The 25,683-nt window shown below is 63.8% G+C and carries 27 protein-coding genes (1 of these 27 running past the window's edge); 6 read left to right on the top strand and 21 right to left on the bottom strand.

The genetic code is table 11. From position 1 onward, the window contains the following. The 3 genes in view from ACETII_RS10250 to ACETII_RS10240 are tightly spaced (at most 9 nt apart) and all read right to left on the bottom strand, a layout consistent with a single transcriptional unit that may run on beyond the window. Nucleotides 1-2,890, bottom strand: the 5' portion of a protein-coding gene (locus tag ACETII_RS10250) for a cation-translocating P-type ATPase (protein WP_472787952.1). Its footprint begins 44 nt before the window's first position; the window shows 2,890 of its 2,934 coding nt (coding positions 1-2,890); the start codon lies at nt 2,888-2,890; its stop codon lies off the left edge, out of view. A gap of 9 nt (nt 2,891-2,899) precedes the next feature. Beyond that, the gene (locus ACETII_RS10245) at nt 2,900-3,364 is read right to left on the bottom strand and encodes a hypothetical protein (RefSeq protein ID WP_472787951.1); all 465 of its coding nucleotides are present in this window, start codon (nt 3,362-3,364) and stop codon (nt 2,900-2,902) included. Next, on the bottom strand, nt 3,357-3,668 hold the full coding sequence (locus tag ACETII_RS10240; RefSeq protein WP_472787950.1) for a DUF5132 domain-containing protein: 312 nt from the start codon (nt 3,666-3,668) through the stop codon (nt 3,357-3,359). Before ACETII_RS10240 ends, ACETII_RS10245 begins: the two co-directional genes overlap by 8 nt. A gap of 268 nt (nt 3,669-3,936) precedes the next feature. On the opposite strand from ACETII_RS10240, the gene ACETII_RS10235 reads away from it, so the two are divergent. Beyond that, the gene (locus ACETII_RS10235; RefSeq protein ID WP_472788148.1) at nt 3,937-5,076 is read left to right on the top strand and encodes a DUF445 domain-containing protein; all 1,140 of its coding nucleotides are present in this window, start codon (nt 3,937-3,939) and stop codon (nt 5,074-5,076) included. Nucleotides 5,077-5,293: 217 nt separating this feature from the next. Here the strand turns inward: ACETII_RS10235 and ACETII_RS10230 are convergent, their stop codons facing one another. Beyond that, entirely contained in the window at nt 5,294-5,650 is a 357-nt protein-coding gene (locus tag ACETII_RS10230) for a hypothetical protein (protein WP_363345567.1), read from the bottom strand. Nucleotides 5,651-5,930: 280 nt separating this feature from the next. Between ACETII_RS10230 and ACETII_RS10225 the strand changes: the two genes are divergently transcribed. After that, nucleotides 5,931-6,086 (top strand): GCG_CRPN prefix-to-repeats domain-containing protein, encoded by a 156-nt coding sequence (locus ACETII_RS10225; protein ID WP_405044790.1) that lies wholly within the window; start codon nt 5,931-5,933, stop codon nt 6,084-6,086. 170 nt (nt 6,087-6,256) lie between these two features. Here the strand turns inward: ACETII_RS10225 and ACETII_RS10220 are convergent, their stop codons facing one another. From ACETII_RS10220 to ACETII_RS10205, 4 genes are all read right to left on the bottom strand, one after another. Then, nucleotides 6,257-6,598: a hypothetical protein gene (locus ACETII_RS10220; protein WP_472787949.1), complete on the bottom strand. Its 342-nt coding sequence runs from the start codon at nt 6,596-6,598 to the stop codon at nt 6,257-6,259. After that, complete coding sequence (locus ACETII_RS10215; protein WP_363345563.1) at nt 6,595-6,819, bottom strand: hypothetical protein; 225 nt, start codon at nt 6,817-6,819, stop codon at nt 6,595-6,597. Before ACETII_RS10215 ends, ACETII_RS10220 begins: the two co-directional genes overlap by 4 nt. Before the next feature lie 443 nt (nt 6,820-7,262). Further along, complete coding sequence (pqqA, locus tag ACETII_RS10210; protein WP_363345561.1) at nt 7,263-7,373, bottom strand: pyrroloquinoline quinone precursor peptide PqqA; 111 nt, start codon at nt 7,371-7,373, stop codon at nt 7,263-7,265. 106 nt (nt 7,374-7,479) lie between these two features. Next, entirely contained in the window at nt 7,480-8,877 is a 1,398-nt protein-coding gene (locus ACETII_RS10205; RefSeq protein ID WP_472787948.1) for an ATP-binding protein, read from the bottom strand. A 102-nt stretch (nt 8,878-8,979) separates the two neighbouring features. On the opposite strand from ACETII_RS10205, the gene ACETII_RS10200 reads away from it, so the two are divergent. Further along, on the top strand, nt 8,980-9,612 hold the full coding sequence (locus tag ACETII_RS10200; RefSeq protein ID WP_472787947.1) for a response regulator transcription factor: 633 nt from the start codon (nt 8,980-8,982) through the stop codon (nt 9,610-9,612). A gap of 312 nt (nt 9,613-9,924) precedes the next feature. Here ACETII_RS10200 and ACETII_RS10195 read toward each other — a convergent pair whose 3' ends face one another. The 11 genes from ACETII_RS10195 to ACETII_RS10145 all read right to left on the bottom strand — a co-directional run bounded on the left by ACETII_RS10195 (nt 9,925) and on the right by ACETII_RS10145 (nt 19,798). Next, the gene (locus tag ACETII_RS10195) at nt 9,925-10,449 is read right to left on the bottom strand and encodes an SRPBCC family protein (RefSeq protein WP_363345555.1); all 525 of its coding nucleotides are present in this window, start codon (nt 10,447-10,449) and stop codon (nt 9,925-9,927) included. A gap of 23 nt (nt 10,450-10,472) precedes the next feature. Beyond that, nucleotides 10,473-11,441: a vWA domain-containing protein gene (locus tag ACETII_RS10190; RefSeq protein ID WP_472787946.1), complete on the bottom strand. Its 969-nt coding sequence runs from the start codon at nt 11,439-11,441 to the stop codon at nt 10,473-10,475. Then, nucleotides 11,441-12,031, bottom strand: a complete 591-nt coding sequence (locus ACETII_RS10185) for an MxaK protein (protein WP_472787945.1) — start codon at nt 12,029-12,031, stop codon at nt 11,441-11,443. Before ACETII_RS10185 ends, ACETII_RS10190 begins: the two co-directional genes overlap by 1 nt. Beyond that, nucleotides 12,028-13,029 (bottom strand): vWA domain-containing protein, encoded by a 1,002-nt coding sequence (locus ACETII_RS10180; RefSeq protein ID WP_472787944.1) that lies wholly within the window; start codon nt 13,027-13,029, stop codon nt 12,028-12,030. Before ACETII_RS10180 ends, ACETII_RS10185 begins: the two co-directional genes overlap by 4 nt. Beyond that, entirely contained in the window at nt 13,026-13,913 is an 888-nt protein-coding gene (locus ACETII_RS10175) for a nonribosomal peptide synthetase MxaA (RefSeq protein WP_472787943.1), read from the bottom strand. The genes ACETII_RS10180 and ACETII_RS10175 overlap by 4 nt, the downstream gene beginning before the upstream one ends. Nucleotides 13,914-13,921: 8 nt before the next feature. Continuing rightward, nucleotides 13,922-14,767, bottom strand: a complete 846-nt coding sequence (locus ACETII_RS10170) for a DUF58 domain-containing protein (RefSeq protein WP_472787942.1) — start codon at nt 14,765-14,767, stop codon at nt 13,922-13,924. Then, complete coding sequence (locus ACETII_RS10165; RefSeq protein ID WP_472787941.1) at nt 14,764-15,795, bottom strand: AAA family ATPase; 1,032 nt, start codon at nt 15,793-15,795, stop codon at nt 14,764-14,766. The genes ACETII_RS10170 and ACETII_RS10165 overlap by 4 nt, the downstream gene beginning before the upstream one ends. A 137-nt stretch (nt 15,796-15,932) precedes the next feature. Beyond that, nucleotides 15,933-16,223: a methanol dehydrogenase [cytochrome c] subunit gene (locus ACETII_RS10160; RefSeq protein WP_363345542.1), complete on the bottom strand. Its 291-nt coding sequence runs from the start codon at nt 16,221-16,223 to the stop codon at nt 15,933-15,935. 84 nt (nt 16,224-16,307) lie between these two features. Then, on the bottom strand, nt 16,308-16,883 hold the full coding sequence (moxG, locus tag ACETII_RS10155) for a cytochrome c(L), periplasmic (protein WP_472787940.1): 576 nt from the start codon (nt 16,881-16,883) through the stop codon (nt 16,308-16,310). A gap of 33 nt (nt 16,884-16,916) precedes the next feature. Beyond that, complete coding sequence (gene moxJ, locus ACETII_RS10150; RefSeq protein ID WP_472787939.1) at nt 16,917-17,828, bottom strand: methanol oxidation system protein MoxJ; 912 nt, start codon at nt 17,826-17,828, stop codon at nt 16,917-16,919. Between the two features lie 95 nt (nt 17,829-17,923). Continuing rightward, complete coding sequence (locus tag ACETII_RS10145; protein ID WP_472787938.1) at nt 17,924-19,798, bottom strand: methanol/ethanol family PQQ-dependent dehydrogenase; 1,875 nt, start codon at nt 19,796-19,798, stop codon at nt 17,924-17,926. Between the two features lie 784 nt (nt 19,799-20,582). Between ACETII_RS10145 and ACETII_RS10140 the strand changes: the two genes are divergently transcribed. Genes ACETII_RS10140 through ACETII_RS10130 form a run of 3 tightly spaced genes read left to right on the top strand, consistent with a single transcriptional unit; the run spans nt 20,583 to nt 23,277 of the window. After that, entirely contained in the window at nt 20,583-22,106 is a 1,524-nt protein-coding gene (locus ACETII_RS10140) for a phytoene desaturase (RefSeq protein ID WP_472787937.1), read from the top strand. Next, nucleotides 22,087-23,133 (top strand): phytoene/squalene synthase family protein, encoded by a 1,047-nt coding sequence (locus ACETII_RS10135; protein WP_472787936.1) that lies wholly within the window; start codon nt 22,087-22,089, stop codon nt 23,131-23,133. Before ACETII_RS10140 ends, ACETII_RS10135 begins: the two co-directional genes overlap by 20 nt. 3 nt (nt 23,134-23,136) lie before the next feature. Further along, nucleotides 23,137-23,277, top strand: a complete 141-nt coding sequence (locus ACETII_RS10130; protein ID WP_363345530.1) for a hypothetical protein — start codon at nt 23,137-23,139, stop codon at nt 23,275-23,277. Between the two features lie 4 nt (nt 23,278-23,281). Here ACETII_RS10130 and ACETII_RS10125 read toward each other — a convergent pair whose 3' ends face one another. Both ACETII_RS10125 and crtD read right to left on the bottom strand, forming a co-directional pair. Further along, a complete protein-coding gene (locus ACETII_RS10125; RefSeq protein ID WP_472787935.1) occupies nt 23,282-24,028 on the bottom strand; it encodes a hydratase in 747 nt (248 codons plus the stop codon). Between the two features lie 104 nt (nt 24,029-24,132). Beyond that, nucleotides 24,133-25,662, bottom strand: coding sequence for a 1-hydroxycarotenoid 3,4-desaturase CrtD (gene crtD / locus ACETII_RS10120; protein ID WP_472787934.1), 1,530 nt, complete (start codon nt 25,660-25,662; stop codon nt 24,133-24,135). Between the last annotated feature and the right edge of the window lie 21 nt (nt 25,663-25,683).

The following is a 25,683-nucleotide window of genomic DNA, read 5'->3' as shown; positions in this document are numbered from 1 at the left end:
CGCGTTTTGCCGCCTCGTTCGCCGCGAATGGCGCGAGCGCCCCGATCAAGGCGACGCCAAGGTCGGCAGGCCCGATCGGCGTGAGGCCGAGCAGACGCCGAAGCGGCGGGAAGACCATCGCTGCGCTCTGCAGAACGATCGACGCGGCGATCACGGCCGAAAGCGCGTGATTGGGCGGCAGAGCGCCGCTCGCAAAGCCATGCGTCTGCGAGCGGCAAGTCAGGGCGTGGAGAAGCTGGCCCGTGACGAGGCTCGTGAAGCAGACGCCGCGGGCGCGGGGCGAGACGCCGTATCTTGCGCAGCCGTAGGCATAGGCCCCGAAGGCGCCCGCCGCGATCAGTCCGCCTTCGCGGGCGAGCGGGCCGGCGGAGCGCCGGTCGACAATCCCTTGCTGCGGCAGGGCTGGGGGCGCCTGCATCATGTCCTTATGCGGCGGCTCGACGCCCAGCGCCAAAGCCGGCGCGACGTCGGTGACGAGATTGATCCACAAGAGCTGCGCCGGCGTCAGCGGCTGGCCGAGATTGGCGGCCGGGGCGAGCAGCATCAGCAGGATCTCGCTCATGTTGGTGGCGAGCAAATAGCGGATGGCGCGTCGGATATTCGCCTGGGTCGCGCGCCCGCGTTCGATGGCCGGGGCGAGCGACTGGAGATTGTCGTCTTCGAGGACGATATGCGCGACCTCGCGCGCGGCCTCGCTGCCGCTGCGGCCCATGGCGACGCCAATGTCCGCAGCCTTGAGCGCCGGACTGTCGTTGACGCCGTCGCCGGTCATCGCGACGACGTGGCCCGCCGCCTGCAACGCCTTGACGATCTCGAGCTTCTGCCCGGGCGTGACCCGCGCGAAGACATGCGGGACCTCCTGCAGATTCCCGTGGCTCCAGCCGTTCGCCAGCGCGTCGGAGTCGACAATCCGCAACTCGCCGTCGCCCATATCGAGCTGGCGCGCAATCGCGGCGGCTGTCGCCTTCTGATCGCCGGTGATCATGACCGGACTGATGCCGGCGCGACGCAGTTCGGTTAGCAGCGCGCCAACGCCGGGGCGCAAGGGATCAGCGAGGCCGACGAGACCGGCGAAGACATAGCCGTCGAGTTCGGGATCGGCGGCGTCGCGCCTGACGCTGCGATAGGCTGCGCCCAAAACTCTCTGCCCCGCGCCGGCCAGACGATCGTTTTCCTGCTCGACACGGCGGCGCATGTCGTCGGTCAGCATGACTTCGTCACTGCCGATCAGCATCCGATCGCAGAGCCTGAGCACAGACTCGGGGCTGCCCTTGACGGCGGCGAGCCTTTGGCCGCCCGTCGCGCCGTGAAGCGTGATCATGAACATCTGCCGCTCGGTCCGATAGGCGATCCGCTCGATCGGATGCTCATGACGCAGGCGCGCCGCGTCTATGCCGATGTCTTCCGCAAACGCAAGCAGCGCCGCTTCGGTCGCCGACGCGTCGGCCTGGTCCTTCAGCCCCGCCTCATTGCAAAGAGCGACGATCTCGCCCAGCTTCTTGACGTCCGGCGGCGGATGTCGATCACGCTCCGCCGCCGCGCCGCCGATCAAGGAATAGACGCCGCCGCCACAACTCGCCTCCGCGACGGACATCCGGTTGAAGGTGAGCGTGCCGGTCTTATCGAGGCAGATGACGCGGACGGAGGCCAGCGTTTCCACGGCGTCGAGACGACGCACCAGAACATGGCGCTTGCGCATCTCTCTGACGCCGAGCGCCAAGGTGGTCGTCGCCAGGGTCGGCAAGCCTTCGGGGACGGCGGCGACGGCGAGCGCTATGGCGTTCTTGAAGGTCGTGAACGGACCGAAGCCGCGTAACAGGCCGACAAGGAAGACAAGCGCGCAGGCGCCGCCCGCCAGCAGCGTGAGCTGACGACCCAATCGGTCCAGTTGCCGCTGAAGCGGCGTGTCGGGCGCCGCCGCCGTTTCGAGAAATCCCTGAACCATGCCGATTTCAGTGTCGGCGCCGGTTGCAACGACCACGGCGCGGCCGCTGCCGCCCGTGACGACCGTCCCCCGATAGACGATGTTGGACCGGTCGGCGAGAGCGACGTTTCGCGCCGACAGCGGTTCGGGCGATTTGCGCACGGGGGCGCTTTCGCCTGTCAGGGTCGCCTCATTTACCATCAATCCCTGTGCGGCGACGACGCGCGCATCCGCGGCGACGATGGCGCCTGGCCTGAGTTCCAGCACATCGCCCGGAACGGCGCTCTCGACGGCGATGACTTCGCTCTTCCCCTGCCTGATAACCGGGACGCCGCCGCTCAAGGGCTGCGACAATGCGCGCACGGCGCGATCGGCGTGCGTCTCCGTGGCGAAGCCGATGCCGGCGTTGAGCGCAACGACTGAGAGGACAACGATGGCGTCCGCCGCGCCGCCCGTCATAACCGACAAGGCGGCGGCGCCAATCAGCAAGGCGACGGGCAGGCTCTGGAACTGCTCGACGAAAATCTCCAAGCGGTCACGCCCGGGAATGGAGGGGAGGATGTTTTCGCCGAAGCGCTTCAACCGACCCGCAATGGATCTGGTTTCAAGTCCCGTCATCGAGCTGCGCAGCCGGCTCAAGGCCTGATCCACCGGCAGCGCATGCCAGGGCGTTCGGTCCCGTCGCGCGGGGCCGGCTCCGAGGTCGCCCGCCCTGTACCGCAACAGCGCCTTTTCAACCGCTTGGCAAATCGTCGCGACATCCGCCCGGTCGTCGAACACGACCAGAAGCGTTCCGGTGGCGACGCTGCCGGTGGCCAGTTGCACGGCTTGCGTCCCAGACAGGACGCTCTCCAGGGCGCGCTTGAGCCTGCCCGCGCCCTTCAATCCGGGGACGCGCACCCTCACCCTGCCGCGCACCGCGGTGTGGACAAGAGTCAGACCGCTCGCCGCGCCGGGCTTCTGCATGGGCGTCGCTCAGCGCGGGGTCTCTTCTGGGGTCCAGGCGCGTATCGCCTCCCCGGCATACCAGAGCAGCGTGACGGCGGGGGCGAAGACGCGCCCGCGCGCAATCTGGAACATCGCGCTGAGGAGCAGCGCAAGGATGATATAGGCGCGCGCGTCGACGCGACCGGCCGACATCGTCAAGAGGCGCTGGTTGAGCGCCTGCAACTGCTGCCCCAATGCGCCGACCTGGCTCTCGGGTTCGAGTGAAATACGGAACGGGCCGCCGTTCTCGATGACCAGTCGACTGCTGTCCGGACCCGATATCAAAATGCTCGCCGTCACAGGATTGGCGTCGATCCGGGCGGCGGGCAATTTCTCCGCCAGAATCCGCGAAGCCTCGCCGAAATAGGCTTTGTCGTGCCGCCGCGCCGGAATCTTCAAGCGCAGCCGCGTCGGCGTTTCGTGAACGACGTAGGCCTGCGGAAGGTCAGCCATGCGCCTTCTTCTCCGACTCCGTCGCTTTCATTTCGAAGGGCACGACATGGTCGTCGGCGCCTGCGCTCTCCGCGGTTCGCTCCGCCTCGATCTCGGCCTGCACTTCCGCGACGATGTCCGACATCGTCTCCGTCGCCTCACCGACGACGCCGCGAAGTCGATCGTATAACAGCATTCCACTCTTCACCGCGCGCTTCGCCGTGGGATGTACGCCGCCATCCTTCCGTTGCAATAGCGACGCCGCCGCCCCGCCCGCCGCGCCGGCCGCTAGCGCAAGAAAGAGATTTCGAGCAAGTCGCGTCATGATGAAGCTCCGAGGTGCTGGATGGGCCCGCCGTCGTTGCGGCTCGAGGCCTTTGTCGAAGATCGGCTTCGTCCCGAGATGAGTGAAGTGATAGGGCCGGTCGACCCCGCTTCAAGCGGCGCGGCGTCCTGGAGCCGCGCACCCAGCCGGTCGGGCGTCTCTTGAAGCGAGGCGAGGCGCAATCAGGTTGAGGGAGATGAACGCAGGCCACGCGCGCCCTCTTTTTCCGCCGACGCGGCGGACTCTTGCGACGGGCTTACTCGTGGCGATGGCCGCCGTGTTTCTGCTCACCTTCGCTTTCGACGAGCGAAGCTTCTGGACAAGGCTCGTCCGCGCCGCGGCGGAGGCGTCTCTCGTTGGCGGGATCGCTGACTGGTTCGCGGTGACGGCGCTGTTTCGTAGGCCCCTGGGGCTTCCCATTCCGCACACGGCCATCGTGCCGATGAACAAGGACCGCATCGGCCAGGGGCTCGCCAATTTTCTTGGAAAGAATTTCCTGTCCGCCGAGAGTCTGGCCGTCGCCATCCGAAGCGCCGAACCGGCGCGCCGACTCGGGGACTGGCTGAGCGTCGAAGCGAACGCGCGCAGGGCGACGGATCACTTCTTCGAAACCGCGCCGATGCGCGAGACAGGCGTTCTCGCCGCAAAGATGCTCAGGCCGGCTTTGCGCAAGTCGGACCTCCGGCCGCTTCTCGACATCGCGACCAACGCATTGAGCGAAACCGGCCTCGACGCCGCCCTGCTCGACGACGTCCTGCAAACGGCGCAATCGTTTCTGCACCGAAAGGCGGGGCATCTCAATGAATCCGCGGCAAGGCGGCGGCAAGGGCTGCTGCGCCGCAGCTTCGATCGGCAAGTCATGCGCGCAATTCTGGAGGGTCTGGAGCGGCTGTTGCGAGAGCTGAGCGACAAGAACAACGCCTCGCGGAGAGTCCTGATCGACACCGCGCAGGCGAGGATCAGGACTGCGCTTCTCTCGCGCGAAAATGCGAACCGCCTGCAGGACTGGGTCGCGCGGATGATCGAAAGCCCGAACTTCGAAGTCTGGCTTGCATCGCTGTTCGACGCCCGCGCCCACGGCCGCAAAGGCGCTGATGAAGAGCGGCGGGCGGCCGTCGCCGGCGTTCTGGCCGCCTTAGGCGAACGCTTGCGCGCGGACGCCAAGACGCAACAGGAGCTCGACGCCGTGCTCGCCTCTGTCGGCATGGAGCTTCTGCCGCTTCAGAACGCGCTCGTCGAGCGCATTGCGGAAGTCGTGGGAAGCTATGAAAGCAAGGCCTTCGCCGAGCTCATCGAGCGCGCCGTGGACAATGACCTGCAATTCATCAGAATCAACGGCACGGTGATTGGCGCCGTGGTCGGCTGTCTGCTCTTCCTCGTGAAAACCGGGATTGAGTCGCCATTTTAAGTCCTCCGGCAAGACGACTCTGTGATCGCCTGCGGTCACGGATGCGCCATCGGGCCAGACGCCGTGGCGACAGAAAAAAAGCAGCGGCAATGGCGATCACAGCAGCAAGTATGCGTTCCATAAGCGCCTGCGTCGGTTGAGCAGCGATAACTCGCGGCCCGTCCTTTGGCGCTCGATGCTGTCGCGCACTGGCCCCGCAGCAGGCTCTGCAGGCGACTTACGGGCGCATCTCGGCGTTCAGCCAGTCTGCCGTTGCGGAAGCGGCGTCGGGGTAGGAGGTCGAGACTCTTGACTTATTCTGATCGGGGCAGTCGCAACGCTCATTGTAAAGGGCGAAAAATGAGCGATCGGGAAACTGCCCCTTCGATTCAGTGACGCTTGCGCATGAGGACAATGCTGTCGCCAGGGTCGCGACGATCGAAGCAGAACGCAGGAACATGTTGCACCTTCGAAACGCGACGGGATGGTAAACTGTAACACCAAGATGAAATTGGTTAACCCGTTGCGTTGCATTTGATGTGTTCATAGTGAAGACTTCAATAACGCGCCCGCCGCGCTTGCGCTGGAACAGCATCGAGATCGCCAGCAGAATTCAACCGAGGTCGAGACGCGAAAATGCGTCCGGTCGATGGTTTCGGCGGAGCGCCTTGCGCTCGGCCGCGGCTTTTACCTTCCCGCCAGATTTCAATGGCGCCCGTCTGTGTCCGTTGTAAATTCGCACGCGCGGACAGGCTCTTAATAGCGTTGACCCGTTGTCCGCTTGGGAGGTTTGAATGAGCTTTAGATCTTTTCTTGTTTCAGTCGCCTTGAGCGTCGGTCTTGCATTTGCGTTTGGCCCGGGAGCGGCGCAGGCGATGCCCCTCCAAAAGATGGACGGCGTCGATGCGCCGGTTGAAAAAGTATACGGCGGATGCGGCCCTTATGGGCATCGCGGACCCTGGGGCGGTTGCCGTCGCGGCGGCCAATGGGGCGGCTGGGGCTGGCGCAGGCCGTATTGGCGCCGCTGGTGATTACTTGCGGTCTTCGGCCCTGCGGTCTTGCCGATAGCCTAAGATAAATAGCAGCAGCCATAATCATGTGACCGCCTGCGTCATGCGCGGGCGGTCGTCCGGCGCGGGCGGCTCAGAGCGCCGTGCAACGGCCGGAGGCTACGATGCGGCTTGCGGGGCGCCGCTTGAAATCAGCCTGGCGGACGATTTGTTTGGGTGGCGAACGCGCGTAGCGCCGAGAAAGCCCAGATCAGCAAATCCCGGTCTGCCTCGTGCGCCTCGAACCAGGTTAAATCGTTGTCCTCCCCCTGAGGCTGGTCCAGGCCCCACCGAGAGATGCACTGGTCGGCAAGGCTTTCATCGGAGAAGCTGGCGAATGTGAGGAACGCCGCGTTGCACTGGCCCCCGCCGCACGAGGTCAACCAGCGATCGGCGATATCGAGACATCGCACACACGCCATTGGCGGCGTGTCGGGGTGCGGCGCAGACGCAGTCACGAGATGCCTTTGCCGTCCATGAACGGCATCCTTCATTCTGCGGGCCTGACAGCCAGGAGCGTGCGCAACGCGCTGATGGCGCGTGCGACGGCCGCGTCCTCCTCTTGGAAAAAGGCAGCCTCCTCACGCTCGAGCTCATCCTGAGGATCCGGCTCGCAAAGCTGCCGCCGGATATCGCACAAGCGCTCGTGTCGATGCTCTAAGCTTCGTAAGAGCATTTCCGCGTCGGCCCGGTCGATGGTCAGCGTGACCTGCATCTCACTCTCCTAGAGCTATCGCTATAGATGGAGCGGGCCGGGAGTTGCGGCAGAGGAGCCTGCAAAGTTTTTTATACGACGGCTTGTCGCCCGTGGCCTGACACATGGGAGACAGAGACGGCGAAACCATCGGGCTTGCGGTAACGGCTAAACGCCAAAACAGGGACGAAACGCCTTGCTAAGGCGCGCTGCAGCGCCTGCATGTTTGTCTGCCGTCGCCGAAATACCGGGTGCGTGGGTTCACGAACAGCTTGCCAGCGAGGGGTGGTCGATCGAACGCAAGAAGAAAGCGACGCTATTCAATCTGTTTGAACGCACAAAGAGATCTCGAACTGAATACCAGGACAAGGGCTCGGTAGACCGGGACGCGGACCGCATTCGTCCCCGCGACAACTTCGTCGCGACGCAGCTACAGCCACGTCGCGAGCGGAGTCGTCTACGGCTCAGATTTCAGCCGACTCGTAGCTGGTGATTTCCATGCCGACGCATACTTCGACGATCAACGGGTTTGACCAGGTCATGATGATTTCCTCCTTTGGGCGGGCTTGAGACAAAGCCCTCGCCTCAAAATAACGACCAGGGGCGGTTCAATCAGCCTGAAAATTCCCCCATCGCTTTTTCCACATTTTCCCACTCAAAGATGTGCGTCCCAGGAACGCCCTACCGGCGGTCCGGCTCTTCTTCATCGCCGATCGGGAGCGCGACGATCACCCGTGTGCCGCCCTGCGCGCGTCGCTCGACTTTCATCGTGCCGCCTCGTCCCTGCACACGTTCGCGCATCCCGAGCAAGCCCATCCCCGACCGACGTTGTTCCGAAACGCCAATTCCATTGTCCTCGACAACCAGGGTCAATCTCGGGAGCTCGTCCGCTTCGCTTTCGCCCCGCTCTTCGATCCTCTCCCATCCGAATTCGATGCGCACCTGAGCCCAACTCGCCTTGGCGTGTCGAAAGATATTGGTGACGCTCTCCTGAACGACGCGATACGCGGTGAAGGCGGTCGTTTCGTCGAGCGATGACAAATCATGTGGCGCCAACAGCCGTAACTCGACCTCTGGATGGCCGAGCGACCAGGAGGCGAAAAGACTCTTGAGCGCCGCCTCGAGCCCGAGTTCGGACAGGCCCTTCGGCCGCAATCTTCCGAGCAGCCCCCCGATCAACAGCTGCAGCGTTTCGCTCGCCGTGTCGACGATCGCGCAGATTTGTTGGATTCGCGCCGTATTGGGCGGAGATTGAGCAACTGCTTCCTGTAGCGAAGCGGACGCCGCGCGGATCGAGAAGAGACATGGTCCGGCTTCGTCGTGGAGGTCCCGGGCGATTTCCTTGCGCTCGCTGTCCTGAATGTCGATGAGTTGGTTGACGAGATCGCGGTTTTCCTGACGCACCCGATCGAGCGTCGTCGCCAGTGAATTGAGCGCGCTGGAAATGTTTCGAAACTCCGAGGCGCCGCCCGGTGCGATCCTGACGCCGCTCTTACCGGTCTCCAAATCCGCGAGACCGGCCTGCAGGGCAGAAAAAGGCGCGAGCGAAAATCGCACGAGGACGAGCATGAGAACGATGATCGCAAGGGTCACCATAAGGCTGATCGATGCGAGCCGCGTCATATCGGACCAGATCTCCCCGAGTTCGTCGAGCGGATTGGAGACGATCGCCACGCCGCCAAATTCGCGGTCGTGGATGCGGATTGGAACGATGATGACCCGTGGTGGCGGGACATCGACCATCTTGACGAACCATGCGGGCGGATCGTCATCGGAAGCGTCGCCGCTTCGAGGCCACAGCGCGGGCGGCGCTTCACCACGTTCGAGTATCCTGATGTCGACGTGACGCAGGCTGCCGAGATTTGCATAAAGCCTGCGCAACGCCGGTGCGGGATCTTCGCTATCGGGAAGAGTTGCAATCGTTGTCAGGACAAATTCCCTGGCAAGACGGAGATTACTTCCTGCCTCGGCGCGAACGCGCGGTCCGGCGTGCATCAACTGAATTGTGAGATTGATCAGGAGCGTCGCCAGCAGCGCCAGGCCGATGAGCCAGCTCAACCCTGCCTTCAGAGAGATCATGCCGTCGCCCGGGAAAGAATGGCCTCGAAGTCGCCACAAGACGATTGACACCGCGCAGGCTTTTCACAACAAAGATAGAGGCTCACAGCAAGAAAAATCGTCATGCGCATTCTGATCGTCGACGACCATCCGATGGTGATCGAGGGCTGCCGAGGCATGCTCTCGGGGCAAAAGGACATCGAAGTGTTCGAGGCCCACAATGCTGACGAAGCGCTGGAAAAATACGCTTCGACCGCTCCGGATGTGGTGGTGCTGGACATCAATCTTCCCGGCGTCTCCGGCTTCGAACTGCTTCGTCTGTTGCTGAAGCGCAACCCCGGCGCAAGAGTCATTGTCTTCACCATGAACGACGATCCGGTTTTTGCAGCCCGCGCGATCGAACGGGGCGCGCGGGGCTATCTGGCGAAAAGCGAAGATCCTAAGATCTTCATCAAGGCGATTCGATCGGTCGAAGCGGGGGAACGCTTTCTCTCCAACAATCTGGCGCTCAGACTGGCTTTCGCCGATCAGAGCCTGACCAAGAATCCGCTGGACGCGTTAAATGGCCGGGAGATCGAGATCCTGCGCAATCTCGCCAGTGGCAAGGACATGACCGAGATCGCGCACATCTTGAAGGTCTCGTATAAGACGGTCGCGAACAATTGCATCCTGCTCAAGCGCAAGCTTGGAGCGCGCTCGAAAGCGGACCTCCTCCGCATCGCGGTTGAAAACAAGGTTGCGATGAAACTGGTGTGAGCGCCTGGTTCACCGGAATCGCTTTGGCGTCTCGATAACGCGCGGAAAGCCGACTCAGTGCGTCTTCGCGCGCGACCCCCTTGTGGCGCAAGTTGTAAGAATGCGGGCAAAGCTCTCCACAGGTCTGACGCTGGCCTGCCGCCTTCGCCACTTACGAAGCCCCAATAGGATTTCCGCATAGCCCTCGCCGCGCCCGTCGTCCGCCAACATTTGGCTTGGGGAGCGCTGGCGCGCTCCTCTCCGCCGCAAGCGGCGCGGAGAAGACGCCCCACAAGCGCAAGCCCTGCTTTGGCGAGGGTGGATCGCGTCACGCTACTTGCCTTCGATCTTCTTCTTGAGCCCCTCGAGCCCGTTGTGGAGATAAAGGGCGATCGCCGCGCGCGCCGCGTCGTCGTTTAGATTTTCCGGCGGCTCGTTGCTGGTGTCGCCGCGATAGAGCCGCCCATACCATTTCACCTGACTGCCGCCGCCCGCCGCCGGCTCGATTGTGAAGGTCAGCGAATAGGAACTGACGGGCATCGCCTCGAGATTGGGATCGGACATGCGCCAGGAGAGCTTGTGCGCAGCCGCGTCATATTCGTCGAGACCTTCCTTCAGCGCCCCGCCCTTCTTGAGCGTCACGTCGCGCTCGGCGCCCGCCGCGTCGCCACCCGTAGCCTTCACGGCCTGGACGTCCGGATGCCAGGCGGCGAGTCCGTCAAATTTCCCTGCGACCGCCCACACGGTCTTGGGATCGGCGGCGATGAGAATGGTTTCATCGACTTTGATCGGCGTCGGCCCGTGCGCAAGCGCTGGCGCGGCGAACAGCAAGGCGATCAGCGACAGTGATGTTCTCATGTTTATTCTCCCTCGTTCTTATTTCAGGCCAACCGCCGTCTATGCGCGAAGCGTTCGAAAAGCGGAGCGACCGAAAAGACGCCGAATAGGCAGAGAGCGGATGCGCCGCCGAGAAAGGGCCGCAGATCAAGGAGGCCTGCGCGCGTTTTTGACGCGCCGGCGGCGAGATAGGCGTCGAGCAAACCGGCCTTGTCGTCGAGATGGACGTAGCCCAGGCCGGTCTTCTCCGAGAGCGTACGCAGATACGCCTCTTTCACGGAGGAAAGATGCTCCACGCCGATCGCGGCCGTCGCGCCGAATGGCGCGTTGCGCGCATTATAGCCTTTGCGCTGCTCGGCGTCCTTGGGCGGCAGGCCGAAGCGATTTTCGTGCGGCACTTCGTCGATCGCGACAAACCCGGCTTCGCGTCCCCTGTCGTCGAATTTTGGGATAGGCGAGAGTTCGTAACCGCCGACTCCAACGATCAACCCGCGCGTTTCTCCCGCTTTGCCTTCGAAAACGGGGCCGCCCGACGCCGGCAGCGGCGGGGCCTCCTGACCGTCCGTGAAAAACAGCAAGTCGGTCTTCAATTCTCGCGCCATGTCGATGGCGCGGAACAGGCCCGCAGAGATGCGGCTGTCGCCCTCCCAAGCCATGCGCCAATCGAGCGCCGCGATCGCTGCTTCGAGAGGCGAGAAATCCTCACAGACGTCGACCGGTTCGAACAACAGGAAAGGTCGACGCTCGGTGAAGACGCCAAGCGCCACCCGCGAAGAGCAAGGCAGGCCAGCGATCAGCGCCCGCAAGGCGGCCTTGACTCTTTCCAGACGGCTGATTGGCTTTCCCGCGGCGGCATAGTCACGAACATTCATGCTGCCGGTGATGTCGACAACTGCAAGAAGGTCGTAACTCGATCGCGCGGCCCGCCATTGCGGCGTCACCAACGTCATGATGAGAAGTCCCGCCGCCAGCGCCAGCAGAATCAAGCGGAGATCGCGGAAGTCCGGACGCATCAGGGCAGGCCTTTCGGCTTACCTGGAATGTCTGTCCAGAGCTTATTGGGATCGGCGCTGAGTTCATCGCCGCTCTTTCGCTCATAATCCGGAAAGTCGCGCAGGAGCCGCGCCGCCACGTCAATATTGAATTTGGCGTCCCAGAATTCCGGGTCTAGCTGGAGCGCGCGGCGATACTCGCGCTTGGACAGATTGACGAAAGGACTGGCGGCGTCGAGCTCCAATTTCTCGAGATGCTCCAGCGCCGAAAGCAGCAGTGCATTCGCGAGAAGATAATGCCCCGGCGCGCGCGTCTGCGCGTCGCCGGCATGATCCAAAGCTTCCAGAAGGCCGCGCGCCTGGTCGAGTTCATTGCGCTTCGTGAGGAAGGCGATGCGCGCCAGCAGCGCTTCCGGCCGCGCTTGAGGATCGACGCGTATGTCTCGCCCAGCGCGAAGGCCCTCGATCACGTCGTTGGTCATGATTGCGCGCCGCCATTCGATACATTCGAAGCCCGTCGCCAGCGCAAATCCAAGGCAGGCGACGACGAGGAGTAGGGAGCGCTGCGCGCGCCAGACCTCGACCAATTTCGCGCGAAGGGCTTCGATCACAACGCCCTCCTCGGGGGCGACAGGCGTGTTTCCGCGGATTTGGCGATGAGAAGCAAAGCCGTCGCGCCGAGCGCCGTGGCGAAAAGCAGGCCGCTCAGGTCACGACGGGGGAGCTTCTCCAAATAGTGCATAGGCCGCCGTTCGAGTCGATCGATCTGGCGCAAGGCTTCCTCAATCGCTTTCGCCCCTTCCGCCTCGAACGCGCGATAAGTCACGCCGAGCGATTTGAAATAGAGATCAAGATGCCGCTCCGGCGCCGCCTGCGGCGTTTCGGCGTCGCCTTCGGGGGCGCCGTCGATCCCCCGGGTTCCTTCGGTGCGCAGGAAGAGCCAATAGAGGTTGACATGCGTCTTGCGAAAATCCGCACGCAGATCGTCCTGGATTTTCGGATCGATCAGGCCCGCGCCATCCGAGACGAGAAGAATTGCGCGTGAATGATCGGCGTCGCTTGCGCGAAGCACCGACAGCGCCATGGCGATACCGCGCGCAATATTCGTGTAATCGAGACCAGGACGATCCATCGCGTCAATCGCCGCCTTGGTCATACTCGGGTGATCGGAGAGCGGCGTGACCAGCATCGGCGACGTCGAAAAGGCGACGACCCCGACAAGATCGCGCCGGCGGTTGTCGACGAATGCTTTCAGGATGCGCTTGGCGGCTGCGGCTTTGGACTCCTCGCCTCCCGAGGGATTCCTGCCTGCAAAAGTTTCATTCATGCTGCCGCTACGATCAATCAGCATGACGATCTCCGCGCCCTCGGCGATGCGCTCGATCTCTTCACCCGCGAAAAATGGCCCCGCGGACCCAATGAGGCTTGCAAGAAGCGCTGCGAGGCCGAGGAATTTCAAAGATGCTGCGACAAGCGTCGACAGCGCGTCAGCGGGAACGCCGTTCAGAGACGAAATTGTGGACCCGCGCAATACGGATTTCAGAAGCGCCGCGACAGCGGCCGGCGCGAGCAAGAGCAATTCGGGACGATCGAAGCTTAAGGCCGTCATTGCGCGCGCTCCTGGCGAGCGAGCGCTTTCGCGAATTTGAGAAGCTCCGTGAACCCGTAATCGTCCGCCCCATCGCCCTTGGCGGAGAAGAAGGCGATTTGCGAGGCCGAGAAGAAGCGGTCGAAGGACGGCTTCAATGCCGCGTATTCCGATCGCCGAGACAAGAAGGCCGAAACATCTTCGGCCAGCAGCGCCCCTCCATTGGCGCGATCAATCGCACGATGCATGCTTTGAAAGGCGCGCCGGAGAGACCGGACGTCGGAATTTGATTGCGTAGCGAGTTCGCGGGCCAGGGCATTGAAGATGCGCGCGCGCCTTTTTTGGAATGGCGGCCAGGCGCGATCTCGCGCGACGGCTGCGAGCGCAAGGAGAGAGAGCGCTGCGAAGGAGAGCGCAAGGCGCTTTGGCCGAGTCTCGTCGGCAAAGACCACCGGCGTATCGGGGCGCAAATCATCTTCGGCGCGGTCCTGCTTCGCAGGCGCGATTTCGCGCAAGGGCGCAACGCCGACGCTCCAGGCGGGAACCGTAACGGTCTCGTCGTCGAAGCGTAAATCTAAGGGAGGGATCTCGATATGGCGGACATCGAGCGCGACGTAAAAGTTTTGATAGACGAGGTCGATCTCCCATCGCCTTTGGGAGCCGTCAGCCGTCGTGCGAACGCCAACATCCTTGATATCCAGCGAAATCCCGAGCGGTCCGGGCCGAGGCAGCGACGAAACGAACAGTGTGGCCTCCGCCGGCCCCACGATCTCCGCCCGCGCGTGGATCAGGTCGCCGACGAAATAGCCGAACGGCCTGGCAGAGTGGATCTTGACGCGGAAGTCACGCGCCTCGACCGGAAGAGCCCAGACGAGCGCGACGATGAGCGGAAGCACGATACGCATGACGCGCCTCACGCCGTCATCAGGCGCGAGCTGAGGGACCTGGGATCGAAGCGATTCTCGATGAAGATCGGCGGGCGAAGGCGTCCGGCCGCCAGCTGGATCAATCGGTCTCTACGCCTCGCCTCTGCGTCGATCCATTTCTCGCGCAGAGCTGGCCTCATCACCATCAGACGCCGCCGCGCGGTCTCCGGATCGCGTAACTCGAGCAGGCCCCAGCGTGGCGGATCGAGTTCGCAAGAGTCGACGAGCGCAACCGGCAGGACGTCATGAAGGGCGAGCAGATCGAAGACGCTCCGCGTCAGCCGCGTCGACCAGCGAAAGTCGGAGATGAGCAGCACGAGCTTGCGCGCCGCGCCAAGCCGTTTTGCGGCGTCTTTCAAACCCTCCACGCTCGCGCCCGCGGGACTCTCTTCTCGAAGCTTGTCAACGGCTCGAAGCGCCGCGTGTCGAGATCGCGTCGCGGGGCAAAACACGCGCGCGCTCACGACATCGCCCCCGGCGATAAGGCCGAAACGGTCGCCGAGCCTCGTCGCGGAAAAGGCAAGGGCCGCGCAGATATCGCAGGCGACTGCGAATCGGTCGACGGCGCCGACGAAACTCATGGACGCGGAAAGGTCGACAACGGCGTAGACATCGATCGCGCTCCGCTGTTCGAAGCGCCGGACATGGGTCTCGCCGAAGGGATCGCGCAAGGTCGCACGCAGGTCGATGCGTCTGGCGTCGGGGTAGCGCAAGAAAGGCGTCTGATCGCGAAATACGCCGAAGCCGCCGACCTCGCTCGATACATGCGCGCCGGCATGATTGGACCGGAAGCGCCCGCTCGGACGGTACATGATGTCGGTTTGCATCGTCATGGGACCGGAGTCGCTTCGAAGACAGCTTGGCAGAGTTGCTTCACTGGCTCCTCGCCGCGCAAAGCGTAGATCGGATCGACGAAGATGCGATGCGCCATGACCTCGAAAAAAACGTCTCTGATATCGTCCGGCGTCAAATAGTCTCGGCCTTCCAGCCAGGCGCGCACGCGCGCCGCGCGCGCCAGCGTAGCGAGCCCGCGCGGACTGGCGCCGCCTTTGACAAGCGTCGAGACGTCGATATCCCGCAGGGTTATGCCGATGGAAGCGGGTTGCGTAAGGCCTGCCCAGAGCGCCAGCACATAGCTTTCGAGAGCGCCGCTCGCCGTCACGGTCTCCTGAATCGCACGCGCAGCCCGGCCGATCTCGCGATAATCCACCGTGCCGGGCGCGACACGCTCGAGAAGCGCGTCCACATCCTGGAAGGCTGGATCAAAAACGAGCTTGCGCCGCGCCTCCGGGTCGCTCGGCGCGCCCATGGGAATTTCCATGAAGAAGCGATCGCGTGCGGCGGCCGGCAGTTCGAATGTCTCCTCGCGTTCGACCATATTGCGGTCCGCGAAGACCTGGAGATAGGGAAAGCGATATAAGCGGTTGAACGCCGTGACGCTTCCTTCTGCCATCAGACGCAAAAGCAGCGAATGGACCTGCGGCCGCGCGCGATTGATCTCGTTGAAGAAGAAGACCGGCAGCGTCTCGGCGAGGCGTAGGAGCTCCGAGGCTTCAACGCGTGGGCGACCGTCGTCGCCGAGATAAGTGTGATATAAAATATCGCTCGGCATCATGTCGACTGTGCCTTCGACACGGGTGAAGTCCCCGCCTAACGCACGGGAAACGGCGCGCAGCAGCGTTGTCTTGCCGACGCCGACGTCGCCTTCGATCATGACATGGCCACGCGCGAAGATGCACACCGTCACGAGCCTGATCACGCGCGCCTGGCCGACGACCGCTTTTTGGACTTCCAGCTCGAATGCAAGCGCGCGGTCGCGCCATTCCTCGAGATTTCGCTTCGTGTGTGAGACCCGATTCAAGGCGCAAACCTTAGAGCATCGCCAAAAAAGGCGGCCACGATCTCGGGAAAAGACTAAAAGCGCGCTGTTGCCGAATAACGCCTTAGTCCAGATCGTGGCCGCTTACCTTCGTCGCGTCATGGACGCGGCGAATGCCGTCACTGAGCGATCTTGCTCACGTCATATTCCCATTTGCCGGTCTTCTTGAAGTTTTCGACTCGCTTCTTGTTGCGCTCTTCCATGCTCTGGATCGACGCCTGCTGCTTGGCGAGCTCCTTCGGGTCGTGCTTGGGATCGTATTTCGAGCCTTCCACCTTTTCGGGGAAGCCGGGCTTGGGCTCCCAGCAGTTGCCGGGCGACTTGCACTTCGTCCCGTCATAGGCGAGCGCGCTCCCGGCGCCGAAGACAATGCCGACGGCAAGCGCCGCGGCGACATGGATCTTACGCATCCCTGGTTCCTCCATTTGTGAGGCAAGAGCCTCTTTGATTGCGCCTCCGGCCGATGGGGGCGGAACACTGCGCGGATTCTGGCCTTATTTCTTGACCTGACATTTGCCGGGGGGATTTTCCGGCAGCTCCTCATGGCCGCCGTAAGGCTTGAAGGCTTTGCGCTGGGCGTCCGTCAGCCAGGTCGCCTTTTCCGGCGCCTCCTTGAACAGATGACGAATCCAGGCCATGACCTTCAGCATCTCGTCGAGCTGAAGATTCTGATATTGCGGCCCCATCGACGCCTGGGCGCCGCCGTAGATCGTTGAGAAGAGCCCCTCGTCGGTCTCGTTCTGCGGATAGGTCCAATAAGCGTCGTTGAGGCCGGGGCCGATCTTGCCTTCGGCGAGATGACCGTGGCAGCCGGAACAGGCCGAGAGGAAAATCTGCTCTCCCTGTTTCAGGCAGCTTACGTCCTCATTATAAGGATTTTTGCCGGTCGACATGAATTCCTTGACCGCCGGCGTGTCTTTCCCTTCTGGCAGCGCGTCGCTGAAATTCAGCACTTCGCCGGTGATGGTGTTTCTAAACGCGATGGCCGATTGCGCCAGCGCCGTCGCCGCGAGGATGCCGCCGATCGAGGCGCCGATGATGCGGGCCGCGCTTTTCTTATGGTTCGACACGTTTTTGCTTCCTGTTCAGTAATCGCCGCTCATCTATTGGCCGAGGGGGAGAAGCGGCACGCCTTCCGCCTTGAGAATTTCCTCGATCTTGGGTTTGGCCGAAACGAGCGCCGCATCGACCGCGGCGAGCAACGCCTTGTCGTCGCGTCGGACCGCAACCGACTGATCGAAGCGCTGCGCAACCTTTTCGCCGTTGCTCTTGGCTGCATCGTCCTCGATAAGGGTGATGCGCAACGGCGTCGTCGACTCTTTCGCGTAGCGCGCTACGTCCGGCGCAAAGCCGACCGCGATTTCGGCAGAGCCGTTCACGACCTCTCCAACCATTCGGCTCGGGTCGATCTGCGTGTACTGATTCCGCGCCGATCGGAAGTTCACCAGCGAATAGAGATAAGCCATATTGTCTTCATATTGCCCCTTGTCCTTGAGGAGGACTTCGCCGGGCGACCCGAAGGCGACGACGATATGACCGACCTTCTTGAGTCGCGCGTCGTTCCAAGACTTCACGTCGAGATCGCGATCGGCTCGCGTCACGAAGACGTAGCCGGTGCGATAATAGGGCCTGGACGTCGAGACGCGCGGATCGCCCGTGTCGAGACCGACGATCACATCGCAAAGATTCTTGTCGAGATAGTCGCGAACAAGATAGATCGCCGGGCGATCGGACCAGACGAATTGCGCTTTGCGCTTCATGGCGTCGGCAAGCGCGACGCCAATCCTGTTCTCGAGGCCTGAGCCGTCTTCCATCGATAAGGGCGGCTGATTCTTCGCGGCGCAAATGCGCAGCACGTTGGGATCGGCGGCCGGCGCCGACAACGCCGACTGCGCCGAAGCGCTGGCCGCGGCGTCGCCGGAGACGCCGAGAGAGGCGGCGGATGCGCTGGCGGCTCCAAGCATCGCCAAAGCAGCGGCGCCGAACCTGATGGACGAGCGGATGACACGCGACATTTTTACTTCTTCCGTCATTTTGCCTCGCATTGCGCGGACGCATGGGGGTGCGTCCGAGCAAGCGCCTCACAATCGCTATTGCAAGCGGGAGGAGACTAGTTTGCCTTGTATTCGCCGAGGCTCAGATTATCGTAGGGGCCCTGGCCGTTGAGGGAGAACACCATGACGCCGCCGCCCATCTGCGTATAATTGGCGAGCTGCTTGAACGCGCCGACCGCGCCGAGACCAGCCGTCGGATCCTGGAGGTCGAACACGAGACCAACGCCCGGCCAACCGCCGACGCCATACAGGATGGCGACATATTCAACGCCCTTGTGCTGATAGACGATGGGATGGCCGATGACGCCCGAGGGCAGTTTGAACTTCCAGAGCAATTCGCCGGTGTCGCTGTGGCGAGCCTTGATGAAGCCGTCGAGCGTTCCATAAAAGACGACGTTGCCGGCGGTCGCGGCCGTGCCGCCCCAAACCGCAAAGCGCTCCATCTTCTCCCATTTGAACTGCCCGGTGATGGCGTTGTAGGCCTTGATCTGGCCAAGGCCCTCGGCCTTCTGACGATCGCCCTTCGGACCCGGATACATATTGAGCGTCGCGCCGACGAAGAACTGCCCCGCGCGGTAGGGAAGCATGAAGGGCTCCCAATCCATGCAGATGTGGTTCACGCCGAGGAAGAACAGCTCCTTGGTCGGATCATAGGAGTCGAGACCCTGGTTGTGATAGCCCATCGCCGAGGGGCAGACGTCCTTGGCGAGATGGTCCATGCGCGTGCCATATTCCGGATCACGCACCGGCTGGCCGCTCTTGAGGTCGATCTTCTTGAAGACATTGACCGTGTCGTCGATCTTGTCGGCGGAGATCAGCGTGCCGTCGGTGCGGTCGAGCGTGTAGACGATGCCATTGCGGTCCGGATGGGTCAGGAGCTTGCGCAGCTTGCCTTCCTTGTCCTTCTGCTCCGAGAGCATCATGAAGTTGATGCCCGCATAGTCCCACTCGTCGTGCGGCGTCTTCTGATAGCCGAACTTGGCCTGGCCGGTCTCGAGGTCGCGACCCCAGATGGTCATCGTCCATTTATTGTCGCCCGGGCGCATGGTTTCGTTCCACGGCGCCGGATTGCCGCTGCCGTAATAGACGAGGTTCGTGCCCGGATCGAAGGCGAACCAGCCCCAGTTGGTGCCGCCGCCAATCTTCCAGGCGTCGCCTTCCCAGGTCGAGGTGCCGAGGCCCTTCTGGCCGTAATGCGGATTGGCCTTGTTGAAGTCGTCGCCGATCAGCACGTCGGAGTCCGGACCCGTCGCATAGGCGCGCCACTTCTGCTCGCCGGTGCGAACGTCATAGGCCGTCATATAGCCGCGCACGCCGAGTTCTGCGCCCGAACTGCCGATCAGGACGACGTCTTTGTAAACATGTGGGGCGACGGTCAGCGTCGAGCCGACCTTGAAATCGGAGTTTTCGACCTTCCAATATTCCTGTCCCGTCTCCGCGTTGAGCGCGACGACATTGCCGTCGAGGAGCGTCTTGATGATCAGCGCGGGCGCTTTGCCGTCGCCCGGCCAATAAGCAAGGCCACGATTGACGATGTCGCAGCAGGCGACAGCGCGCGCGGCGGCGTTCTGCTTGGGCTTGTGCTGCCACAGGATTCGCGTCGGATCGCTGAGATCGAGCGCGAAAGTGTTGTTGGGGAAGGACGTATGGACATACATCTTGCCGTCGACGACGATCGGGGCGCCCTCGTGGCCGCTCAGCAGCCCGGTCGAGAACGACCAGGCGACCTTCAGGTTCTTGACATTCTCGGCGTTAACCTGGGTCAGCGTGCTGTAATGGTTGGCGCTGTAGTTCTTGCCCTGCATCGCCCAATTGTCTTCGCTCTTGGTGAGCGCCTCGAGCCGGTCTTCGGCTCGCGCCGCCATCGTCATCGCGAAGGGCGTCGCGATCAAGACCGACAGCAGGGAAACGGAATTCAGGAATTTCCTCATCGACGAGTCCTCCTGCGACGTCCCGCAAGGCCGGTTTAAGGCTTCTTGTAAGGGCGACGTCGCCTCGTAAAGACGGTCCACGCTCTTCTGGAGCCGTCGTGGTTCGTTGAAGGTCGCTTCCTTGGGAGCGCTTGCCGCGCTTTATGGGAGAGACGATCCGCCTGCATATAAATTTACGGGCTGGGGCGTGTCTTCACGATTTATCGGTAATGTTGAGCGGGAAAGATCGGCATAAGCGTTTCCTGTAATTCCCGCAGCAGGCGATCGCCCGCCCATGGCGCTCGTTCACGGCTTGACGCGCGCCGGCGCGCATTATCTCCAATCGCATTTTCGAAGAAAAAAGAAGAAGCTTAGTTCGATCGCCTGCTCCGGCCTTCTCCGCGCCCGCCTGTAAAGCCGGCTTGGTGTGAAATGCACAAAGAAAAAGCTGCGCGCATGTTAGGCGCGCAGCTTCTCAAGACCGTGTTTCCCTTTGGCCAGGCAGCCGCGCGAACCCTCCACGTGACGCGCGCCGCTGTGCGCCGCCGCGGCCGTGTGGGTTCACTGCCTGCCCCTAGCGCTGGCTTTTCGGCAGTCTGAAATACTCGACCAGCCCGATCAAGAAGGGCGCGCCGATCAGCCAGACAGGCAACAGCCATGCAAAATTTCCTTCAGTCATCGAGGCCTCCTCCGCTCGTTTGGCGCGGGATCAACCCACGTGAACCGGAGGTGTTCCGGCGAAGGCGCGGCTGTGCGGCTGTCAATCCGGCTTGATCATTCCAGCCGCGCGCGCTACTGTCCACTTATGTTGACACTTGCCGAGCGCTTCCCGAAGACGCCAGCGGCCCGAGCGCGGGCCGTGGTGATCGGCGGCGGATTTGGCGGGCTTGCGGCCGCCATCCGCCTGGGGGCGCGGGGCTATCGGGTCACGGTGCTGGAGAAGCGCGACGCGCCCGGCGGGCGCGCCTATGTCTATCGTCAAGACGGCTTTACTTTCGACGCCGGCCCAACCATCGTCACGGCCCCGTTTCTTTTCGAGGAGCTCTGGGCGTTGTGCGGGCGCCGCATGGCGGACGACGTCGAACTGAAGCCGATGTCGCCCTTCTATCGCATTCGCTTCGACGACGGCGCCTGCTTTAATTATAGCGGCGACATGGCGGCGATGCGCGCCGAGGTCGCGCGCTTTTCGCCCGCCGACGTCGACGGCTTCATGCGCTTCATGGAAGCGAGCCGAGAAATCTGCCGCATTGGTTTCGAACAGCTCGGCGACGTTCCCTTTTCGTCGCCGCTCGACATGGCGCGCATCGCGCCGGATCTCATCCGGCTGCAGGGCTACCGCAGCGTCTATGCGCTGGTCTCGCAACATTTCCGAGACGAGCGTCTGCGCACCATCTTCAGCTTTCATCCGCTGCTGATCGGGGGCAACCCGTTTCGCGCCAGCGCGATCTATTGTCTGATCGCGGCGCTCGAAAATCGCTGGGGCGTGCATTTCGCCATGGGCGGCACGGGGGCGCTGGTGTCGGGCCTCGTCGACCTCATCGACGGGCAGGGCGGAAACATCCGCTATGGCTGCGACGTCGAGTCGATCATCGTCGAAAGAGGCGCGGCGCGCGGCGTTCGCCTTGCGGACGGGGAGACAATCCACTCCGACATCGTTGTCTCCAACGCCGATTCCGCCTGGACCTATCGCCATCTCCTTCCCGCTTCGGCGCGCCGACGCTGGAGCGACCGCAAGCTCGCCCGCGCCAGCTATTCGATGAGCCTGTTCCTCTGGTATTTCGGGACGCGCCGGCGCTACGACGACGTGGCGCATCACACCATCCTGATGGGGCCGCGGTATCGCGAACTGCTGAAGGATATTTTCGAGCGAAAGATTCTCGCGCAGGATTTCAGCCTTTATCTGCATCGGCCGACGGCGACGGACCCTTCCCTGGCGCCGCCCGGATGCGACGCCTTTTACGTGCTCTCGCCCGTTCCCAATCTCGACGGCGGACAGGACTGGTCCGAGATCGCGCCGTCTTATCGACGCCGTATCGCCGCCTTTCTGGAAGCCAGCGTTCTGCCCGGCCTCTCCTCGGAGATCGTAACGTCCCGCATTACGACGCCGCTCAATTTCGAAGCCGATCTCAACGCCTATCGCGGCGCCGCCTTCGGTCTCGAACCGATTCTGACGCAGAGCGCCTGGTTCCGGCCGCATAATGCGAGCGAGGACGTGCGCAATCTTTTTCTCGTCGGCGCGGGAACGCATCCGGGCGCCGGTCTGCCGGGCGTGCTTTCCTCGGCGCGTATTCTCGACAAGGTGGCGCCGCATGCATCCGTTTTCGCCTAAGTATTCCTTTGCTACCGCCGCCGACCATGCGCACTGCGCCGCCGCCATCCGCGTGGGGTCGCGCTCATTTCACGCCGCCTCGCTGCTGTTGCCGCCGCGCGTGCGCAAGCCCGCATACGGACTCTACGCCTTCTGTCGTCTCTCCGACGACGCCGTCGATCTCGACGGCGGGTCGCTCGACGCCGTCGCACGTCTGCGTGCGCGTCTCGCCCTGGCTTACGAGGGACGCCCGCAGGATGCGCCGGCGGACCGCGCCATGGCGGACGTCATGCGCGACTACGCCATCCCGCGTGCCGCGCCGGAAGCGCTGCTCGAAGGACTGGCCTGGGACGCCGAAGGGCGGCGCTACGAGACTTTCGACGATCTTCAGGCCTACGCCATGCGCGTCGCCGGCGCCGTCGGCGTGATGATGACGCTGATGATGGGCGTGCGCGATTCCGCGACGCTCGCCCGCGCCTGCGATCTCGGCGTCGCCATGCAACTCACCAATATCGCCCGCGACGTTGGCGAAGATGCGCGCGCCGGCCGCCTCTATCTGCCGCTGGCCTGGCTACTCGAAGCTGAAATTGATCCCGACGCCTTTCTTGCCGCGCCGGTCGCGACGCCGGCGGTGAAGACTGTCGTCGCGCGCTTGCTCGACGAGGCCGATCTCCTTTACGCACGCGCCCGGCGCGGCGTCGCGCATCTGCCAAAGAGCTGCCGCCCCGCGATCCTCGCCGCAGCGCTTCTTTACGCCGAGATCGGCCGCACGCTCGGCCGTCGCCACGCCTTCGACTCGATCTCTCACCGCGCGCGGGTGAACGGCGGCGCCAAGGTCGCTTTGCTCGGAAAGGCCGTCGCGCTCTCGCCCTGGCTGTCGCGCGGCGCGCCGGCCCCGGCGCTCGACTCCGCTGCGTTTCTGGTCGACGCCGTCGCGCGCGAGCCCGTGCGTGGCGCGCCTGCCCAAGCCGCCGGTTTCGTCCTGCAGTTCGTTCGCACGCTGGAGATGTTCGAGCGGCTCGAACGCGCCGAGCGCTTCGGAGAGTAGCGAATGCCGGAATCCTCTTACGGCTTAGTGGAAATGGCGTTCTCTTTCGGCCTGCTGATCGCTTTCTGCGTCTGGCAGCTCCATGCGACCGAGAAGGCGCGCCAACGGCTTCGGCGCGAACAGTCGCGCGACAAGCCCGACTGAGGCGTCAATCGCGCCGCGGCATGCGGAAGGGCAGCATCAGCCGCACGAGCGGATGGGCGAAGCGATCGAGCGACAGGCTCTCATGGACCCAGTCGGCCGGGTCGCCGTCGAAGCGGGTCGAGATCAGCGAGCGCGCGTAAAATGGCGTATCTTCGAGCGTGCGCCGCAGCTGCGCCGCGCCCGCCTCGGCGCGCGTATAGCGCGGCACGCGCCACTTCGTCTTCGGCAGGGCCGCGATCGGCGGGGGCTCCAGCGTCGAGACCGCGCCCGCGGCGTCGAAGCGAAGCGCGAGCGACAGGGGCGCTTCCCGGCGTCTTTCCGCATCGTAGAAAATCGCGGCGCCGTCGTTCAGGCGCGCGCGCGACCATGTCCAGAAAGAAAACGCTTTTTCGAGCGGCTCGTCGCCGCCGTTCGTATCGAAATAGGCGTGCCCTTGCCAACGCAGATCAGGCGCCTCCAGCTCGATAGAAGCGCGCGCGGCGGGCGCGATTGGCCGCCAGACGTGACGGCCGCGCGCTTCGAGCGTGAACGCATGCGCATTGACCCCTTGCGGCTCGACCCGGATTTCGCCGCGAATGCGCCTCGGGATCGGCGCGGCGATTTCATCGACGCGAATGATGAGCGCGCCATCGCGCCATTGCATCGAACTCGGGCCGATGGCCAGGACGTTTGGCGACCGCCGCAGGCGCGTGCGCCCGCGCTCCGTCATCGCCCAGCGCGCGCCGCGCGGTCCGTACAGCGCAACATTCACCGCGCAGTGCCGATAGGGATCGCGCCAGCCGGACCAGGCGTAATAGGGCGAGAAGACGCTTCCAATGAAGGCGATGACGGTGAAGCCGAATGCGCCGTCGTCGCTTACGGCGTCGACATACCACCAGCGATAGCCGCCCGGCGTGACGGCCGCGTCGAAATCAAATCCGCCGTCAAGGAGTGGGCCGCGAGCCGTCCCGAAATCGCGGCCATCGGCACGCCCGGTCCCGGATGAACGCTGCCCCCCGCAAGATAAAGACCCGGCAGACGCGTCCGCGCGCCCGGGCGGGTGAAGGACGCCATCCATCCGTGCGAGGCCTGACCGTAGATCGCCCCGCCCGTTCCCGGAAAAAGCCGCGCGAAGTCCGCCGGGGCCGTACGCGACGTCGCCGCCGCGCTGATCCGCAGGCCGCAATCCGCGAGCGTTTGCATCATTGAGTCCTCGCATCGGCCGAACTCCTCCTGCGAAATGTCGCCGGCGCCGTCTCCAGCGGGCGCGTTGACCAGCGCGAACAGCCGCTCGTCGTCGCGCGCCGCGTCGTCATCGTCGCGGTCCTGCGCGCAGACATAGACGGTCGGCGCGGCGGGCAGGCGGCGGCGCGCGAAAATGTCGTCGAATTCGGCGCGGTAATCGCGTGAGAAAAACACATTGTGGCGGACGAGCGGAAAGCCCGTCGCCCGCCCGCGCATCGCCAGCGTCATCGCCGACAGCGACGGCTGCGCGCCCGGCGCGTCGCGGGCGGCGCTCTGGGCGTCGGCGCCCAGCAGGCCGGCGCGCAGCGCCGCGACGTCGCCATTCATGACGACGGCGTCGGCTTCGATGGTTTCGCCGTTATCCAGCGCGACGCCGGCGACGCGGCCGGACCGCACCAGGATGCGCGCGACGTTGCGCGCGTAGAGAAAGTCGGCCCCGCGCGCCTGCGCGAGATCGGCGAGCGCGCAGGCGAGCCTGTGCATGCCGCCATCGATGACCCATACGCCGTCCATTTCGACATGCGCGACGAGCATCAGCGTCGCCGGCGCGGCGAAGGGAGACGATCCGCAATAAGTCGCATAGCGGCCGAAGAGCTGGCGCAAGCGCGGATCGCGGAAATATTTGCCGAGCTCGTCCCACATCGTCGTGAAGGGCGAGATGCGCAGGAGGTTCGGCAGACCGCCGAAACCCGCGCGGCGCACGAGACGCACGGGGCTCGGCCGCTGCGCGAGAATGAAGGAATTGCGCAAGGTTTCGTAGATCGACCGCGCCCGCGCGCAGAAGCGGCGAAAGCCCTCGGCCTCGGCAGGCCCCGCCAAAGCGGCGATCGCGTCGGCGCTGCGCGCCAAATCGGCGAACAGATCGAGGCGCGCGCCATCCTGCCACGCGTGTCGCGCGAGAATCTCGGCGGGCCGCAGGCGCAGGAGACTGGCGAAGTCCGCGCCCGCCTCGTCGAAAATCTCGTCGAACGCCCAGCGCATGGTGAAGACCGTCGGGCCGGCGTCGAGTCTGAGCCCGCCCGCCTCGACCTCGCGCATCTTGCCGCCCGGGCTCTCGGCGCGCTCGATCACCGTCACCTCGAAGCCGCGCGCCGACAGCAGCAGCGCGGCGACGAGCCCGCCGACGCCGGCCCCTATCACAATCACGCGCTGCGTTCGCATGTCTTCGCCTTCCGCCTGCGC

This window comes from Methylocystis sp. NC52PC (assembly GCF_055698645.1).
The sequence above is the reverse complement of the archived record's forward strand: the minus strand, read 5'-3'. Positions and strand labels throughout refer to the sequence as shown.